This window comes from uncultured Kluyvera sp. (assembly GCF_902485085.1).
GTDB classification, from domain to species: domain Bacteria; phylum Pseudomonadota; class Gammaproteobacteria; order Enterobacterales; family Enterobacteriaceae; genus Kluyvera; species Kluyvera ascorbata.
On record NZ_CABTJS010000168.1, the window covers coordinates 12,735 to 30,171 of the forward strand.

A 17,437-nucleotide genomic window follows, 5' to 3' on the forward strand; every position below is an offset into this window, starting at 1 on the left:
ATTTTAATTTTCAATGTGTTATTTTTAACAAGGGGTATGTCTGCGGAAATGAAAAGCGACAAACCGCCGCAGGATGGGGTGATTACCGATGGTAAACCGCTGGTCGGGGTCGATCTTTATCTCGACGTTACGCTGAACCAAACCCATATCGGCATTGCCCGGTTCGGCTATGACAACAACCGGCTGTACGCCAGCGCCGACAGCCTGCGCCAGATTGGGCTGCGGGTAGCCTCCGGCACGCCGGACCCGGTCTGTCTGAATGATATTGCCCAGTTGCAGCTGGACTACGATGCCAATCTGCAAACGCTGACCCTCACCGCCCCGCTGCCGATGCTGGATATGGGCACCACGGAGATTAGCGACCGGGATGATGCTAACCCGAAGGTCAGCACGTCGCGCGGTTTGCTGCTCAATTACGATCTCTACGCCTCGCAGGAAAAAAACCAACAGAACAACGCCAACGCGTACACCGAGCTTCGCGCCTTCAGTAGCGCGGGCGTGCTGAGCTCCACGCAGATAGCCCGCTACAGCAGCAGCCATGACGATTACGATCAGGGAAACGGGATGACGCGCCTGGACACCAGCTGGCGTTCCTCTTTCCCGGAACGGGTGTTCTCCGTCACCGTCGGGGATACCTTTACCAGCGCGCTGAACTGGTCACGCCCGACCCGCATCGCCGGGATACAGCTCGGCACGGACTATAGTCTTCAGCCCTACACGCCCACCACGCCGCTGCCGTCGTTTTTTGGCTCTGCTACCCTGCCTTCAAGCGTTGAGCTGTATATGAACGGCGTGAAGTACTACAACGGCGAAGTTCCGGCGGGGAATTTTGAAATTAATACCCTGCCGAACATTAACGGCGCGGGCACCGGCCAGGTCACGATGACCGATGCCTTAGGCAAAACGACGGTGCAGAATTTCTCGTTCTATACCGACCAGTCTTTACTGCGCAAAGGCATTACCCAGTGGTCAGCGGAAGTCGGCGTGGTGCGTAACAACTACGGCTACTCCTCCTTCGATTACTCCAGCAATCCCGCCTTTAGCGGTACCTGGCGGCACGGTTTCAGCAATAGCTTTACCCTCGGCGGACACGCCGAAGCCACCGACAGCCTGGCAAACGGCGGTTTGAGCAGCGACTGGATACCCGGCGCTAGCAGCGGCATCATCTCTACCTCGCTGGCGATGAGCGCAGACTCGGGGAAAAACGGCCTCCTCTACGCCCTGGGCTACCGCTGGAGCAACAGCCGCTTTAGTTTCAGCACCGCCACCACGGCCACCGTCAATGACTATCACGACGTTGCCACCCGTTACGGCCAGGCGCCGCCTTCGCTGAATCAGAGCACCATTGTGGGCTACACCACGGATGCACTCGGCAGCTTTAGCGTGGGCTACCTGCAGTTTCGTTATCCCGGTGAAAGCACGCAGCGCTATACCAACGCCAACTGGTATAAATCCGTGACGGATAACGTCTATCTCAACGCTGGGCTCAATCAGAACGTGGATAAGAGCCGCGACCGTAGCCTGTATCTGATGGTCAGCGTCTCGTTTGATAACAACATTAGCGCCAGCAGCACCGTGCAGCGCAGCAACGATCAGATGAGCTACATGCTCAACGCCAGCAAGACACAGCCTACGGACGGCGGCTGGGGCTGGAATCTGGCGCTCAACCAACAGGATTCACAGCAAAATGGGCAAGGCGAACTCGGCTATCTGGGGCGCTACGGCAAAGTGTACAGCGGCTATAGCCATATCGCTGACAGCCAGACAGCCTATGCGGGCGCTGACGGTTCGCTGGTGCTGATGGGCGGCGGCGTGTTTGCTTCACGCCTTATCAACAACGGTTTCGCGGTGGTCTCGACTGACGGCGTGCCGGGCGTGCCCATTGAGTTGCAGAACAACCCGATTGGCACCAGCGATAGCCAGGGGCTGCTGCTCGTTACGCCGCTTAACAGCTATCAGAAAAACCAAATCAGCATTAACCCGTTAAACCTGCCTGCGAATATGCAGATCTACCCCGTTAACGCCGTGGCAACCCCTGCCGACCGTTCCGGGACGATGGTGAATTTCACCGTCAGGCCGGTACGCTCCGCATTGATTATCCTGAAAGATAGCAAAGGGGAGGACATTCCCGAGGGCTCAACCGCCGTGCTTAACGGCGCATCCGGGCAACGTGCGGTGGTCGGTTTCGACGGTATGGTCTACTTCGATACGCTGAAAATACACAACACGCTGAGGGTGAGCACCCGCTCAGGCGGCTGTTCTGCCCAGTTCGACTACCCGCAAAAACCACGGGATATCCCGCAGATTGGCCCGTTAACGTGCCAATAAACGCTTTCACTGAACAGGAGCTGACGCTATGTGGCTACGCGTGTTGATTTTACTCATTGGGGTTTTCTGTTTTCCCATGAAAAGCCATGCGGTGAACTGCTCAATCAGCGCCGTCTCGAACGTGGCGTTTAGCTCAGTAAACCCGTTATCCACGACCGATGCCCAGGCCTCGATGACTTTTAACTACAGCTGTTCAAAAGTCGTCGGGGATTTGCTGGGTGGATATACGCTGTGCTTTAACCTCGGTGCACCTGGCGGCAATACGATCGCCACCCGCAAAATGACCACCACCGGCGGTGGTACACTGAACTATCAGCTTTACTACAAGGATAGCAGTGGGAATAGCCAGGTCTGGGGAAATCAGACAGCTGGCGGAGGCACCTTCCCCACGGTCGGTATCAACCTGCTGGATCTCACCACGGTCAGCGGCAGTTTGACTGTCTATGGCACCGTCCCTAGCGGGCAAAATACTGTCGTACCGGGTAACTATACCGACACCTATACCGGTGCGACAGCATACGTCACCATCAACGGCGCGCTGCTGGCACCGCCGGGAACCTGTAGCACAACCAACTTACAGACCTTCCCATTCCTGGTGACCGCCTCCGTCAACAAACAGTGCAATATCAATGCCGTCAATAACATCAACCTCGGCTCGGTTCCCAGCTCGCAGACCAATATTACCGGTAATAACTTTTTCACCATGGCCTGCACCAACTCTACGCCGTATACCATTGGCCTGTCGCCTTCCAACGGCAGCACCACCGGCAGCGGTACGATGAAAAGTACCGCGGTTCCTGCCACCAATACCGATCAGGTACCTTATCAGCTCAACTCGACGGCGGGCGTTAGCGGCACGGCATGGGGCAATATTATTTCTACCAATACGGTAGCAGGTACAGGCACCGGATTAGCCGTCAACCAGACGGTTTACGCCGTAGCCCCTAGCGCCAATTATCGCCCGGATACCTATGCCGATACCGTCACCATCAATGTGAACTACTAAAGAAAATCTTTATCGATAACGTATACTGAAACCCATTATCTCCCGTGAGGAATTCGTATGCGTTCGCTAAACCGCCTCAAATGGCTGCACGCCTTTGAAGCCACCGCCCGCCACGGCAGCTTTACCGGCGCGGCGCAGGAACTGGGCGTGACGCCCGCCGCCGTTGGGCAATTAGTCAGGGCGCTGGAAGATTGGGTCGGGCACCCGCTGCTGCACCGCGCGCGCACCGGAAAAGAGCGGCTGACGCTGGTGAGTGAAGCGCAGGAAGCCTTGCAGGACATCACCCAGGGGCTGGATAAGCTCGAGTCCGGGCTTAACAAGCTGCGCGGCCGCCGGGCGCGTTCGGTGGTGGTGGTCACCGCCTCGCAGGTACTGATGATGAACTGGCTGATGGAGCGCCTGAACCGCTTCTCTGAAGCGCATGAGGCTATCGACCTGCGTCTGAACGTTACCGAAAAGCTGATGGATGTCTCCCACGGCGAGGCCGACGTCGGCATTCGCTGCGGTCAGGGAGACTGGCCGGGTGTGGATAAAACCTGGCTGATGGACGAAGAGGCGGTGCTGGTCTGTAGCCCGCGCCTGGTGCCGCCGGAGAAAACCGCCTGCAGCGTCTGGCTCTCGCAGCAAAAGCTGATTCACGACGATACCCCGCACCCCGGCGCTAATTTCCCCGGCTGGGACGAGGTGCTCAGCACGCTGAACGCGCCTGCGGCAAAAGAGAGCGGGCTGCATATCAACTCCACCTCAGCGGTGATCCTCGCCGCCTTAAGCGGGCGCGGTGTGGCGATTGTGCGCCATGCGCTGGTGAAAGCGTTGATTAGCACCGAACAGTTGACGCAACTGCACCCCGATCACCGCTGGCCGCTCACCTGGTCCTATTATCTGGTCACGCCACAGCATGCGGTCATGCGCCCGGAAGTGCGTATTTTCCACGACTGGTTGATTGCAGATATCGCAACGGAAAGCGGTGCCGCGTAGAAAAACTATCCTGTATCGCAAGAAGATCTGATTTGTGGCGTCGGCCATGACTTCTGATAATTCAGGCAACCCAACTGCCACTATGAATACAGGAGAACATCATGGCCTGGTTACAAATCACCCTCGATATCAGCCCCGCAAACCGTCCCGCTGCTGCAGGCGTTTATCAGCAGTACAAGGCACCGTTCCTCAACACCATCGCCGGGGCAACCGCCAAAGAGCTGTTGATCCGCGAGGAAGACGTGCAGGTATTGCACGGTTTTAACACCCGCGAACAGGCGCAGGCCTATCTCAGCAGCGACCTGTTCACCCAGGACGTGGTCGAAGCGCTGAAGCCGTATCTGAACCGCGCGCCGGACGTGCGTATTTACGATGTAGCTTAAGGGAATTACCCCTCACCCCGGCCCTCTCCCCAAAGGGGCGAGGGTTAGGGTGAGGGGGGCAGCACCCATCACTCAGCCGTCGGATAATCCAGATACCCCGCCTTCCCACCGCCAAAGAACTGCTCCTTCACCGGCGCATTCAGCGGTAAATCATGCTCCAGACGATACGGCAGGTCCGGGTTAGCAATAAACGGGCGACCAAAGCCAATCAAATCCGCCCACCCTTTTGCCAGCGCCTCTTCGGCACGGGCTTTGGTGTACTTACCGGAGTAAATCAGCGTGCCGTGGAAGATAATCCGCAGCGCTTCTTTAAACGCCGCTGGCATCACCGGCGCATCGTCCCAATCAGCTTCAGCGATATGAATATAGGCAATACCCATCTCGCTCAGCACGCTGGCCGCTGCCAGATAGGTCGCTTCCGGCGTATCGTCGCGGGAGCCCATCAGCGTAGTCAACGGTGCGAGGCGAATCCCCACGCGCTCTTTACCAATCGCCTCAGACACCGCCGCCACCACCTCTTTCATAAAGCGCAGACGGTTTTGCAGCGAACCGCCGTATTCGTCGTCGCGCAGGTTGGCCTGCGAATCAATAAACTGATTAATCAGGTAGCCGTTCGCCCCGTGCAGCTCAATGCCATCAAAACCAGCGGCAATGGCGTTGCGCGCCGCCTGGGCATAGTCGTTAACGATAGCCGGGATCTCATCGGTACGCAGGGCGCGTGGCATATCATGCTGGAGCATCGCGCCGACGCCGCTTTCCGGGCCACGCCCTTCTACGTCAACAAACACTTTCACGCCTTCGGCCTGGATCGCGGAAGAAGAGACCGGCTGCGCGCCGTTCGGCTGCAGGACGTTGTGTGAAACACGACCCACGTGCCACAGTTGGGCGAAGATTTTGCCGCCTGCCTGATGCACCGCGGAGGTCACTTTTTTCCAGCCTTCAATCTGTGCTTCAGAGTACATACCCGGCGTCCAGGCATAGCCCTGACCCTGCTGGCTGATTTGCGTGCCTTCGCTGATGATAAGCCCGGCGCTGGCGCGCTGTGCGTAGTAGTCGGCCATCATATCAGTGGCGACGTCACCAGCGCCGGCGCGGGAGCGGGTCATCGGCGGCATCACGATACGGTTAGCCAGCGGCAGGTCGTTCAGAGCGTATTTATTGAATAACATGCTGTTTTCCTCCGCTTATTTGTACAGTTCAGCGCTCATAGTCACGGTGTTGCCCATGCGTGCGCTGGTGATTTTGTAGTCGGAGGCGTTCATCTCTTTGGCTTTCTGCGCAATAACCGCTTCAGCGGAGTCCAGCGTGGTGGCGGTCGCCGTGACGCTTTGCGCGGAGGCGCTAAAAGCAGCAGCGCAGAGAAGAGAAGCAGCAAAAATCGTGGTAAGGGTTTTCATGGTCGTATCCTGTTCGGTATGGGACGTTACGCTCGGTAACGTGATGCGAAGAAGGATACGACCGCAGACTAATTACATAAATGGTATAAATCGCAATAGACTATTAGCAATATCGCAATAGTTGAACGGTTATAGGCCCGCCCACCACAAGCGCATTTTCATGCCCCAGTAGCTCGTCCAGCCGGTCGTGGCGCTAACCGGTTTGCCTTTGTCGATAACCACCAACGTCGGAGTGACGCTCACCTGCCAGCGCTGAGCCAGCTCACCGCGCGCGTCGTTCACCACCGGCATGGTCAGCTGTTTTTTCTGCATCCACGTCGCCAGCCGCGCATCATCGCCGGAACGCAGGGCAATGCTCACCACGTTGCCGCCCTGCTCCTTCAGCTTTTCAACCGACGGCGAGGTAAAGCGGCATATGCTGCACCACGTTGCCCAGACGTAAACCAGCAGCGGGCGCGTTTCGCTCATCGCGGCGAAATCCAGCTGCTGGCCGTCTATCGTCTGCATGGTCGTGCCAGAGAAGGTGTCGGGCAGCGTCGGGCTGCGGAAGCGGTCAACGCCCCACATCAGCACCGCGGCCAACAGCAGCAGCACTATTATTTCGCGCAGCCAGCGGTATACGCGGCGACGCTGGAAAAATTTGCTCATCATGACCTCATCATAGTACGAGGCGTATCTTAGCGAGCCCGCTTAATCAGTGCTGTAAAGAAGTGTCTTTCGCCGTGTCGATGGCTGAAGCAAAACGGCATTCAAGCGCCGCTCACCGGGCCAATCCCCTGCTGGATCATCGCCAATACGTTATGGGTGATGACCTCCGGCGTCAGCATCGCCAGCCGCTCGTCGTTACGCATGCGGGAAAACGGCACCAGCACCAGACTTAACAGCGTGGTAAACAGCAGCTCCGCGCTCAGGTGCGGGTTGATTTTCCCCTCGGCCTGCCAGCGTTTCACCATCGCCAGCGTGGCATGATATTTGTCGTCGCCAAAGCGGGCGTGCATATGCTGACGCAGCACCGGCATTTCGCCAATCACTTCCTGCATCCACAGCGGGGCAAACCATTCGTGCTCGGCGGCAATCGCCGACAACGTCTTAACCATCGCCGTCAGCGCCTTTACCGGCTCGTCGGGATGGTCGCCAAACACGCCGCTTATCTGGGCGCGCAGCGGCAGAAAACGCTCTTCAATCATCACATCGAGCAATTGCTCACGTGAATTAAAGTAGTAGTGCAGCATTGCTGGCGTCACCTCGGCTTCACGGGCAATGGCATTCAGCGACGTGCGCGCAATTCCCTGCTGGGAGAAGAGCCGCAGCGCAATGTCTATCAGCTGTTCGCGCTTGGCCGCATCGGGCTTGCTGCCGCGCGGGCGACCGGGCTTACGCGGTTTGAGATTGTCTTTTTGTGCTGGCATAGAAACGGGATCTCTTGACCTCTGAATGATCTTCAATAAATATTAATTATGCATTTAATTAATTTCAAGTGAGAACATGATGGCATCCGAAATGACGACGAACGCACAGCCGCCCCAACAGGCGGGTGTCACTTCAGTCCGTCTGCTGTTCAGCGCGCTCCTGCTGGTGATGCTGCTCTCCGCGCTCGACCAGACGATAGTCTCCACCGCGCTGCCGACCATTGTCGGCGAGCTGGGCGGCCTCGACAAGCTTTCCTGGGTGGTGACGGCCTATATCCTCACCTCCACCATCGTGGTGCCGCTGTACGGTAAGTTCGGCGATCTGTTTGGCCGCAAGCGGGTACTGCAAATCTCGATTCTGCTGTTTCTCGCGGGCTCAGCGCTATGCGGGCTGGCGCAGAACATGACGCAGTTGGTGCTGATGCGCGCCCTTCAGGGGCTCGGCGGCGGCGGCTTGATGGTCATCAGCATGGCAGCGGTAGCCGACGTGATCCCGCCTGCTGAGCGCGGGCGCTATCAGGGGCTATTCGGCGGCGTGTTTGGCCTGGCGACGGTGATCGGCCCGCTCATCGGCGGCTTTATCGTGCAGCACGCTTCCTGGCGCTGGATCTTCTACATCAACCTACCGCTGGGGCTGTTCGCGCTGTTTGTTATCGGTGCGGTGTTCCACTCCAGCAACAAGCGTAGCCAGCATCAGATTGACTGGCTGGGGGCAATTTATCTGACCATGGCGCTGGTGTGCATCATCCTCTTTACCACCGAAGGCGGCACGGTGCGCGAGTGGAGCGACCCACAGCTGTGGTGCATTCTGGCCTTTGGTCTGGTGGGCATTGCCGGGTTTATCTATGAAGAGCGGCTGGCGTTTGAGCCGATTATTCCGCTGTCGCTGTTCCGCAACCGCAGCTTCCTGCTGTGTAGCCTGATTGGCTTTATCATCGGCATGTCGCTGTTCGGCTCAGTAACCTTCCTGCCGCTGTATCTACAGGTGGTGAAAAACGCCACGCCGACGGAAGCCGGGCTACAGCTGATTCCGCTGATGGGTGGGCTGCTGCTGACGTCGATTATCAGCGGCCGCGCCATTAGCCGCACCGGGAAATACCGCATCTACCCAATCGTCGGGACGCTGATGGGCTTTGTTGGGATGGTGCTGCTGACGCGCATTACCATTACCTCGCCAACCTGGCAGCTGTATCTGTTTACCGGCGTACTGGGGATGGGGCTTGGAATGGTGATGCAGGTGCTGGTGCTGGCGGTGCAAAACACCGTGGCGGCGAACCTCTACGGCGTGGCGACGTCCGGGGTGACGCTGTTCCGCTCCATTGGCGGTTCCATCGGCGTGGCGCTGTTTGGCGCGGTGTTTACCTCAGTGCTGCAATCACGGCTGACCAGCCTGTTACCGGAAGGGGCGGCTATTCCACCGGGGATGAACCCGGTGGCGATTCACCAGCTTCCAGAGGCCATTCGCACCGACTATCTCACCGCCTTTGGCTCGGCCATTCACGCGGCGTTTATTATGGCAGCCTGCATTATGGTGGTGGCGTTCCTGCTGTCGTGGTGGCTGAAAGAAGCGCCGCTGAAAACCCGGCACGCGTAGAGCAGTGCCGGATGGCGACTACGCCTTACCCAGCCTACGTGGTTCTGTAGGCCGGATAAGCGCAGCGTCATTCGGCAACCCTTATAACGCCTTGGTCAGGTAATGCCGCGCCATCCCCGCCAGCGGGAAATCCTCCAGCGTTTTCACCAGTTCAAATCCCTGCTTTTGATAAAACGGCAGCGCCTGGAAGCTGATGGTATCCACCAGCGCATGGCGGCAGCCTTTCTTCCGAGCCAGCGCCTCCGCGCGCTTAATAAGCTCGCTACCGACTCCGTCGCCACGCACCGTTTCACACACCCACAAATAGTCGATACTGAGCCAATCGCCTTTGCGCTGACCAATCAGGCCGCCGCGCATTACGTCCTGCTCATCGCGCAGGTAAACGCAGACATCGCACCAGTCTGTGGCATCCACAAACTGGCGGTTATAGGCGCGAAGTCCAGTCAGTAATTCGTCTTTATCTTCCTGCGTAATAATTTCTTTAATAACAAAAGGCATATTTATTCCTTATTTTTATTGGCCGATGGGTTAATTTCACAAAAAATTCTTTTTTTCTCCATTCTTTTTTGCACAAATAAAAAAAGAAAAAAACAGTATCAGAAAATGCTTTTCATCGGACGCTCGCTACGTATAATGGATGAAAATGAGAACGATCATTCTCATCAGCAACCTTCACGGAGACATGCATGACCAGCAAGCTGGAAGCCAGGCAAAAAGCCCGCCAGGACGATATCATCGCCGCTGCCCGCCGCTGCTTTCGCAACAGTGGTTTTCATGCCGCCAGCATGTCGCAGATTGCCGCCGAGGCGAAGCTCAGCGTCGGGCAAATCTACCGTTATTTCAGTAACAAAGACGCCATTATCGAAGAGATGATCCGCCGGATTATCGACCACCGCATCGCCGAGATGGAGGGCAAAACCCAGACCCATCTGATGCCGCACATGCTGGCATGGCGCGAGACGCTGAGCGAAGACGACGATGCGCTGATGCTGGAGATGTCCGCCGAAGCCACCCGTAATCCGCAGGTCGCCGCCTGGCTGAAAGCCGCCGATGAACGCATGTTTAACAACGCCTGCGAACATCTGCGTAAAACCTATCCGGAGCTGAGTGAAAGCCGAATCCGCTGCTGCGTAGAAGTGATGGCGGTGATGGTTGAAGGCACAATTTATCGTCGTCAGATCCCCCAACAGGTGGCATCTGACGAGATGGAAAAAATCTATCAGGAAATTATTAATATGCTCGTATCCGCAAAGTAATTAATTCCATTTAGATACCAGGGGATATTTTCATCCCCCTTTTGTCGTTTCCGGCCCTCCGGAGATGCAGGCTTTCTTACACCTGAAATCCTCACCCTTATTCGGCGAGGAGGGTGTCGTTCACCCTGAGAAAAATATGAAATACATAACAACCACCATCGCGGCATTATTTCTCCTGAGCGGATGCGATAATGCGCCTACCGCCTCTCCAGAGCGTCCCGCTCAGGAAGTGGGCATCGTCACATTAAAAAGCCAACCCGTTTCCGTAGTCAGTGACCTGACCGGGCGCACCACCGCCTCACTGAGCGCTGAAGTTCGTCCACAGGTCTCCGGCATCATCCAGAAACGGCTTTTTAATGAAGGCGATAACGTCAAAGCGGGCCAGGCGCTGTACCAGATTGACCCGTCCAGCTTCCGCGCCACCTATAACGAAGCCGCCGCCGCGCTGAAACAGGCGCAGGCGCTGGTCGTCGCCGACTGCCAGAAAGCGCAGCGTTACGCGCTGTTAGTGAAAGATAACGGCGTATCGCGGCAGGATGCCGACGACGCACAGTCAACCTGTGCACAGGACAAGGCCAGCGTTGAGTCGAAAAAAGCGGCGTTGGAAAGCGCACGCATTAACCTCAACTGGACCACCGTCACCGCACCGATTACAGGGCGTATCGGCATCTCCTCAGTCACGCCGGGGGCGCTGGTCACCGCCGAGCAGACCACCGCGCTTGCCACTATTCGCGGCCTCGACACCATCTACGTTGACCTCACCCGTACCAGCGTTGACCTGCTGCGTCTGCGTAAGCAGTCGCTGGCGACCAACAGCGACACGCTCGGCGTGACGCTAACCCTGGAAGATGGCAGCACCTACAGCGAAAAAGGTCGCCTGGCGCTCACCGAAGTGGCGGTGGACGAGTCCACCGGCTCAGTTACCCTGCGCGCCGTGTTCCCTAACCCGAACCACCAACTGCTGCCGGGCATGTTCGTGCGAGCGAAAGTCGATGAGGGCATCATGAGCGATGCCATCCTGGCGCCGCAGCAGGGTATTACCCGCGATGCTAAAGGGATCGCGACCGCACTGGTGGTCTCCGCCGACAACAAAGTCGAGCAGCGTGAGCTGGAAACCGGCGAAACCTACGGTGACAAATGGCTGGTACTCAACGGCCTGAAAGCTGGCGATAAACTTATTGTCGAAGGTACAGCAAAAGTCACCGTCGGCCAGCAGGTGAAACCGGTTGAAGTGAAAGCTAACGGAGGAAACGCCTGATGTTTGCCCGTTTCTTCGTGCGTCGCCCGGTCTTCGCCTGGGTTATCGCCATCCTGATTATGCTGGCCGGGATGCTGGCCATCAAAACGTTGCCGGTCGCGCAATACCCGGACGTCGCGCCGCCGTCGATTAAAATCTCCGCCACCTATACCGGCGCGTCGGCGCAAACGCTGGAAAACAGCGTCACCCAGGTCATTGAACAACAGCTGACCGGATTGGATAACCTGCTCTACTTTACCTCCACCAGCAGCTCCGACGGTTCCGTAAGCATCAACGTCACCTTTGAGCAAGGTACCGACCCGGATACCGCGCAGGTTCAGGTGCAGAATAAAGTGCAGCAGGCCGAATCCCGTCTGCCAAGCGAAGTACAGCAATCTGGCGTGACGGTGGTGAAATCCCAGAGCAACTTCTTGCTGATCATGGGGGTTTACGACAAAACCGATAAGGCCAGCAGCTCCGACATCGCCGACTGGCTGGTCAGTAACATGCAGGACCCGATGGCCCGTCTCGAGGGCGTCGGCAGCCTGCAAGTGTTCGGCGCGGAATACGCCATGCGCATCTGGATGGACCCGGCGAAGCTGGCCTCCTACTCACTGATGCCGTCCGACGTGCAGAGCGCCATTGAGGCGCAGAACGTGCAGGTTTCCGCCGGTAAAATCGGTGCTCTGCCGTCGCCGGATACCCAGCAGCTCACCGCCACCGTACGCGCCCAGTCGCGCTTGCAGACCGTTGACCAGTTCAAAGACATCATCATTAAAAGCCAGTCCAACGGTGCGGTGGTGCGCATCGGCGACGTGGCTCGCGTTGAGATGGGCAGCGAAGACTACACCGCCGTCGCCAAACTGAACGGCCACCCGGCCGCCGGGATGGCAGTGATGCTGGCACCCGGGGCGAACGCGCTGAGCACCGCCACGCTGGTGAAAGATAAAATCAACGAATATAAGCGCAATATGCCGCAGGGCTATGACGTCGCTTATCCGAAAGACAGCACTGAATTTATTAAGATCTCCGTCGAAGATGTGGTGAAAACGCTGTTTGAAGCCATCTTCCTCGTGGTCTGCGTGATGTATCTGTTCCTGCAAAACATCCGCGCTACGCTTATCCCTGCGCTGGCGGTGCCGGTGGTGCTGCTCGGCACGTTTGGCGTGCTGGCGTTGTTCGGTTATTCGATCAATACCCTGACGCTGTTCGCCATGGTGCTGGCGATAGGGCTACTGGTGGATGACGCCATCGTGGTGGTGGAAAACGTCGAGCGCATTATGCGCGATGAAGGGTTACCCGCTCGTGAAGCGACCGAAAAGTCGATGGGCGAAATCTCCGGGGCGCTGGTCGCCATTGCGTTGGTGCTGTCCGCGGTGTTCCTGCCGATGGCCTTCTTTGGCGGCTCCACCGGGGTGATTTACCGTCAGTTCTCGGTCACCATTATCTCGGCAATGATGCTCTCCGTAGTGGTGGCGTTGACGCTGACGCCCGCACTGTGCGGCTCAATCCTGCAACATACGCCACCGCATAAAAAAGGCTTTTTCGGCGCATTTAACCGCTTTTATGGCTCTACTGAGCGTAAATACAAACACCGGGTGCTCAATACCCTGAGCCGTTCCGGGCTGGTCATGGTGGTCTATTTAGCCATCTGCGGCGGCATGGCGCTGGCGATGTGGAAACTGCCGGGCAGCTTCCTGCCGGTGGAAGACCAGGGCGAGATCATGGTGCAGTACACTCTGCCCGCCGGGGCTACCAATTCGCGTACCGCCGAGGTCAGCAAGCAGGTAACCGACTGGTTCCTCAACAAAGAGAAAGCCAATACCGACGTTATCTTCACCGTCAACGGCTTTAGCTTTAGCGGTAGCGGGCAAAACGCCGGTATGGCCTTCGTCTCACTGAAAAACTGGTCCGAGCGTAAAGGCGCGGAAAATACCGCCCAGGCCATTGCCCTGCGCGCCACCAAAGAGCTGGGCGCGATTCGCGATGCCACGCTATTTGCGATGACGCCACCGTCGGTGGACGGCCTTGGACAAAGCAACGGCTTTACCTTTGAACTGATGGCCAGCGGCGGTACCGATCGTGCCGAACTGCTGAAAATGCGCGACCAGTTGATTGGTAAAGCCAATCAGGATGCCACCCTGCACGCCGTGCGCGCCAACGATATGCCGCAAACGCCGCAGCTACAGGTGGACATTGATAACAACAAAGCGGTGTCTCTGGGGCTGTCGTTAAGCGACGTCACCTCAACGCTTTCCAGCGCCTGGGGCGGCACTTACGTGAACGACTTTATCGACCGCGGACGCGTGAAAAAAGTCTATATCCAGGGCGATAGCGATTCACGCTCGGCACCGTCCGATCTCGGAAAATGGTTCGTACGCGGTAGCGATGACAGCATGACGCCATTCTCCGCCTTTGCCACGACCCGCTGGGAATACGGCCCGGAAAGTCTGGTGCGTTACAACGGCGCTGCGGCCTATGAAATCCAGGGCGAAAACGCGCCCGGCGCGAGCTCCGGTACCGCGATGACGACCATGGAGAACCTCGCTAACAGCCTACCTGCCGGTTCCACCTGGGCCTGGAGCGGCCTGTCATTGCAGGAAAAACTGGCCAGCGGTCAGGCGATGAGCCTGTATGCCATCTCGATTCTGGTGGTGTTCCTGTGTCTGGCAGCGCTGTATGAAAGCTGGTCAGTACCGATTTCCGTAATTCTGGTGATTCCACTCGGCCTGCTGGGGGCCGCGCTGGCAGCCTGGATGCGCGATCTGAGCAACGATGTCTACTTCCAGGTCGCATTGCTCACCACCATTGGGCTGTCGTCGAAAAACGCCATCCTGATCGTTGAATTTGCCGAAGCGTCCGTGGCTCAGGGCTACTCGCTCAGCCGTTCAGCGCTGCGGGCAGCGCAGACCCGCTTGCGACCAATCATCATGACCTCACTAGCGTTTATCGCCGGGGTCATGCCGCTGGCGGTGGCGACCGGTGCAGGCGCGAATAGCCGTATCGCCATCGGTACCGGGATTATCGGCGGTACGCTGACGGCGACCCTGCTGGCGATTTTCTTTGTTCCTCTGTTCTTTGTGCTGGTGAAACGTCTGTTCGCCGGCAAACGCGGTCGTCAGGAGTAAGCCATGTTTCGTTTATCAGTGTTATTTATTGCGTTCCTGAGCGTCGGCTGCGTGTCGATGGACCCCAACTATCAGCGCCCGGACGCGCCGATTCCAGCGAGCCTGCCGGGCAGACACGGTGAAGCCACCGCGGTTGTCGGTAACTGGCAGCAGGTGGTGAACGATGTGCGCCTGCAAAAGCTGGTGAGCCAGGCGCTCAACAGCAACCGCGATGTGCAAAAAGCGATTGCCAATATTGACGCTGCTCGCGCGCAATACGGCGAAACCCGCGCATCGCTGATGCCGACCGTCAACGCCGAACTGAGCAACACCCGCAGCCGCACGCTGGCCAGCGGCGTGAGCACCACCGCGCAGGCCGACGGCGCGGTTTCCAGCTTCGAGCTAGATCTGTTTGGCCGTAATCAGAGCCTGTCCCGCGCGGCCCGTGAAACCTGGCTTGCCAGCGAATTCACCGCGCAGAACACCCGTCTGACGATGATTTCCGAGCTCACCACCGCGTGGGTGACGCTGGCAGCAGATAACAGCAATCTGGCGCTGGCGCAGCAGACCATGGCGAGCGCGGCGGATTCGCTAAAAATCGTCCAGCGCCAGCAGCAGATTGGCACTGCGGCAGCCACCGACGTGAGCGAGGCGATGAGCGTCTATCAGCAGGCTCGCGCCAGCGTCGCCAGCTATCAAACGCTGGTGATGCAGGATAAAAACGCCATTAACCTGCTGGCCGGCACCACCGTACCGGATTCCTTGCTCCCGGGTACGCTGGAGAGCCTGGCCGCCAACACCATCTCGCTGGTCCCGGCGGGCGTCTCGTCGTCCGTGCTGCTAACGCGCCCGGATATTCAGGAAGCGGAGCACAATCTGAAGGGCGCCAACGCCAATATCGGCGCGGCGCGCGCCAACTTCTTCCCGACCATTTCACTCACCGCCAGCGCCGGAGTAGGCAGCGATGCGCTATCTTCATTGTTTAGCCACGGTATGAGCGTCTGGTCATTTGCGCCGTCCATTTCACTGCCGCTGTTTACCGGTGGCAGCAATCTGGCGCAGCTTCGCTACGCCGAGGCGGAGAAAAAGGGGCTGATTGCCACCTACGAGAAAACGATTCAGAGCGCGTTTAAAGACGTGGCGGATGCGCTGGCGCGTCGCCAGACGCTGAGCGAACAGCTTGACGCGCAGAAGCAATACGTGGCGGCGGAACAGCAGACGCTGGACGTGGCGATGAAGCGTTATCAGGCAGGCATCGGGGATTACCTGACCGCGCTGACGGCGCAGCGTACGCTGTGGTCAGCGCAGCAGACGCTGATTGCACTGCAGGAAACGGATCTGGCGAACCGGATTACGCTGTGGCAGTCGCTGGGGGGCGGGGTGTAGGCCGGATAAGGCGTTTCGCCGCCATCCGGCAATGTGCCCGCGATGCCTGATGACGCTGCGCTTATCAGGCCTACAAGGCCCTCTCCCTTTCAGGGAGAGGGCCGGGGTGAGGGTGCAACAAGCACCATCCCCCACATTGATTATGAAGAATAAAAAGGAGCTTTCATGCCGCGTATTTCCCTTTCCTGGGTCGTGGTGCTTGGCCTGCTTTGCGCAATCGGCCCACTGTGTACCGACTTTTACCTCCCGGCGCTGCCGGAAATCACCGACCAGTTGAACGCCACCGGCACCCAGACCCAACTGTCGCTCACCGCCGCGCTTATCGGCCTTGGCCTTGGTCAGCTCTTTTTCGGCCCGCTCAGCGACCGCATCGGCCGCCGCAAGCCGCTGGCTATCTCCCTGCTGCTATTTATCTTTTCCTCAGCAATGTGCGCCGTCACCTACGATATTCATATGCTGATTGTCTGGCGATTCCTGCAGGGTTTCGCAGGAGCGGGCGGCTCCGTGCTGTCTCGCTCCATCGCCCGCGACCGCTATCAGGGCACGCAGCTTACGCAGTTTTTCGCCCTGCTGATGACCGTTAACGGCATCGCCCCAGTGCTTTCACCGGTGCTGGGGGGCTATATCATCACCGCCTTCGACTGGCGCATTTTGTTCTGGACGATGGCGGGGATCGGCGCGGTGCTGCTGCTCCTGAGTCTCGTCGTGCTGCATGAAACGCTGCCGCCAAAAAGCGCCAACGCCGCGCAGCAGACCAAAGGCACGCCGGTGCTGAAGAACCGCCGCTTTATGCGCTACTGCCTGATTCAGGCCTTTATGATGGCCGGGCTGTTCTCCTACATCGGTTCGTCGTCGTTCGTCATTCAAAGCGAATATGGCATGAGCGCCATGCAGTTCAGCCTGCTGTTTGGCCTGAACGGCATCGGGCTGATTATCGCCGCGCTGATTTTCTCCCGCCTGGCCCGTCGCGTCCCCGCTGAAACCCTGCTGCGCCGCGGCCTGCTGCTGGCGGTATTCTGCGCGCTGGTGACGCTACTGCTCGCCTGGCAACAGCACGCGGTGCTGGCGCTGGTGGGGCTGTTCTTCACCGTGTCGTTTATGAGCGGCATCAGCACCGTCTCCGGGGCCGAAGCGATGAACGCGGTGGATAGCGCACAGTCGGGCACCGCCTCCGCGCTGATGGGCACGTTGATGTTCGTCTGCGGCGGCATTGCCGCACCGCTCGCTGGGCTTGGCGGCGAAACGATGCTCAAGATGAGCCTCGCCATGGCGATCTCCTACGCGCTGGCGCTCTTCTTCGGCCTGCTTAAACCTCGCGACGCACAATAATCCCTTTCTGTGGTAATAAAATATTCC

General features: G+C 58.2%; 15 protein-coding genes. 10 read left to right on the forward strand and 5 right to left on the reverse strand.

The window, feature by feature from the left end; all coding sequences use genetic code 11:
* The first annotated feature begins 48 nt into the window (after nt 1–48).
* From RDN66_RS20360 to RDN66_RS20375, 4 genes are all read left to right on the forward strand, one after another.
* Nucleotides 49–2,328: a fimbria/pilus outer membrane usher protein gene (locus tag RDN66_RS20360; RefSeq protein WP_227675124.1), complete on the forward strand. Its 2,280-nt coding sequence runs from the start codon at nt 49–51 to the stop codon at nt 2,326–2,328.
* Nucleotides 2,329–2,356: 28 nt separating this feature from the next.
* Nucleotides 2,357–3,334: a spore coat protein U domain-containing protein gene (locus RDN66_RS20365; RefSeq protein WP_202216945.1), complete on the forward strand. Its 978-nt coding sequence runs from the start codon at nt 2,357–2,359 to the stop codon at nt 3,332–3,334.
* A gap of 57 nt (nt 3,335–3,391) precedes the next feature.
* Entirely contained in the window at nt 3,392–4,312 is a 921-nt protein-coding gene (locus RDN66_RS20370) for a LysR substrate-binding domain-containing protein (protein ID WP_202216944.1), read from the forward strand.
* A gap of 101 nt (nt 4,313–4,413) precedes the next feature.
* Entirely contained in the window at nt 4,414–4,695 is a 282-nt protein-coding gene (locus RDN66_RS20375; RefSeq protein ID WP_202216943.1) for a hypothetical protein, read from the forward strand.
* Nucleotides 4,696–4,763: 68 nt separating this feature from the next.
* Here RDN66_RS20375 and RDN66_RS20380 read toward each other — a convergent pair whose 3' ends face one another.
* From RDN66_RS20380 to RDN66_RS20395, 4 genes are all read right to left on the reverse strand, one after another.
* Nucleotides 4,764–5,864: an alkene reductase gene (locus tag RDN66_RS20380; RefSeq protein WP_202216942.1), complete on the reverse strand. Its 1,101-nt coding sequence runs from the start codon at nt 5,862–5,864 to the stop codon at nt 4,764–4,766.
* A gap of 15 nt (nt 5,865–5,879) precedes the next feature.
* Nucleotides 5,880–6,092 (reverse strand): DUF1471 domain-containing protein, encoded by a 213-nt coding sequence (locus RDN66_RS20385; protein ID WP_202216941.1) that lies wholly within the window; start codon nt 6,090–6,092, stop codon nt 5,880–5,882.
* Nucleotides 6,093–6,221: 129 nt separating this feature from the next.
* On the reverse strand, nt 6,222–6,743 hold the full coding sequence (locus tag RDN66_RS20390; RefSeq protein WP_035895974.1) for a protein disulfide oxidoreductase: 522 nt from the start codon (nt 6,741–6,743) through the stop codon (nt 6,222–6,224).
* A 98-nt stretch (nt 6,744–6,841) separates the two neighbouring features.
* Entirely contained in the window at nt 6,842–7,501 is a 660-nt protein-coding gene (locus RDN66_RS20395; protein WP_202216940.1) for a TetR/AcrR family transcriptional regulator, read from the reverse strand.
* 91 nt (nt 7,502–7,592) lie between these two features.
* Here RDN66_RS20395 and RDN66_RS20400 point away from each other — a divergent pair, with 91 nt between their 5' ends.
* The gene (locus tag RDN66_RS20400) at nt 7,593–9,095 is read left to right on the forward strand and encodes an MDR family MFS transporter (RefSeq protein WP_115074399.1); all 1,503 of its coding nucleotides are present in this window, start codon (nt 7,593–7,595) and stop codon (nt 9,093–9,095) included.
* 81 nt (nt 9,096–9,176) lie between these two features.
* Here the strand turns inward: RDN66_RS20400 and RDN66_RS20405 are convergent, their stop codons facing one another.
* Complete coding sequence (locus RDN66_RS20405) at nt 9,177–9,593, reverse strand: GNAT family N-acetyltransferase (protein WP_202216939.1); 417 nt, start codon at nt 9,591–9,593, stop codon at nt 9,177–9,179.
* A 188-nt stretch (nt 9,594–9,781) separates the two neighbouring features.
* On the opposite strand from RDN66_RS20405, the gene RDN66_RS20410 reads away from it, so the two are divergent.
* From RDN66_RS20410 to RDN66_RS20430, 5 genes are all read left to right on the forward strand, one after another.
* Nucleotides 9,782–10,351, forward strand: a complete 570-nt coding sequence (locus RDN66_RS20410; protein WP_035895966.1) for a TetR/AcrR family transcriptional regulator — start codon at nt 9,782–9,784, stop codon at nt 10,349–10,351.
* Between the two features lie 136 nt (nt 10,352–10,487).
* Complete coding sequence (locus RDN66_RS20415) at nt 10,488–11,609, forward strand: efflux RND transporter periplasmic adaptor subunit (RefSeq protein WP_308538145.1); 1,122 nt, start codon at nt 10,488–10,490, stop codon at nt 11,607–11,609.
* Nucleotides 11,609–14,716 carry an efflux RND transporter permease subunit gene (locus RDN66_RS20420; RefSeq protein ID WP_202216938.1) on the forward strand — a complete coding sequence of 1,036 codons (3,108 nt, stop codon included), beginning with the start codon at nt 11,609–11,611 and terminating at the stop codon, nt 14,714–14,716. Before RDN66_RS20415 ends, RDN66_RS20420 begins: the two co-directional genes overlap by 1 nt.
* Nucleotides 14,717–14,719: 3 nt before the next feature.
* On the forward strand, nt 14,720–16,081 hold the full coding sequence (locus tag RDN66_RS20425; RefSeq protein WP_202216937.1) for an efflux transporter outer membrane subunit: 1,362 nt from the start codon (nt 14,720–14,722) through the stop codon (nt 16,079–16,081).
* A 165-nt stretch (nt 16,082–16,246) separates the two neighbouring features.
* Nucleotides 16,247–17,410 (forward strand): multidrug effflux MFS transporter, encoded by a 1,164-nt coding sequence (locus RDN66_RS20430; RefSeq protein WP_308538146.1) that lies wholly within the window; start codon nt 16,247–16,249, stop codon nt 17,408–17,410.
* Nucleotides 17,411–17,437 lie beyond the last annotated feature (27 nt).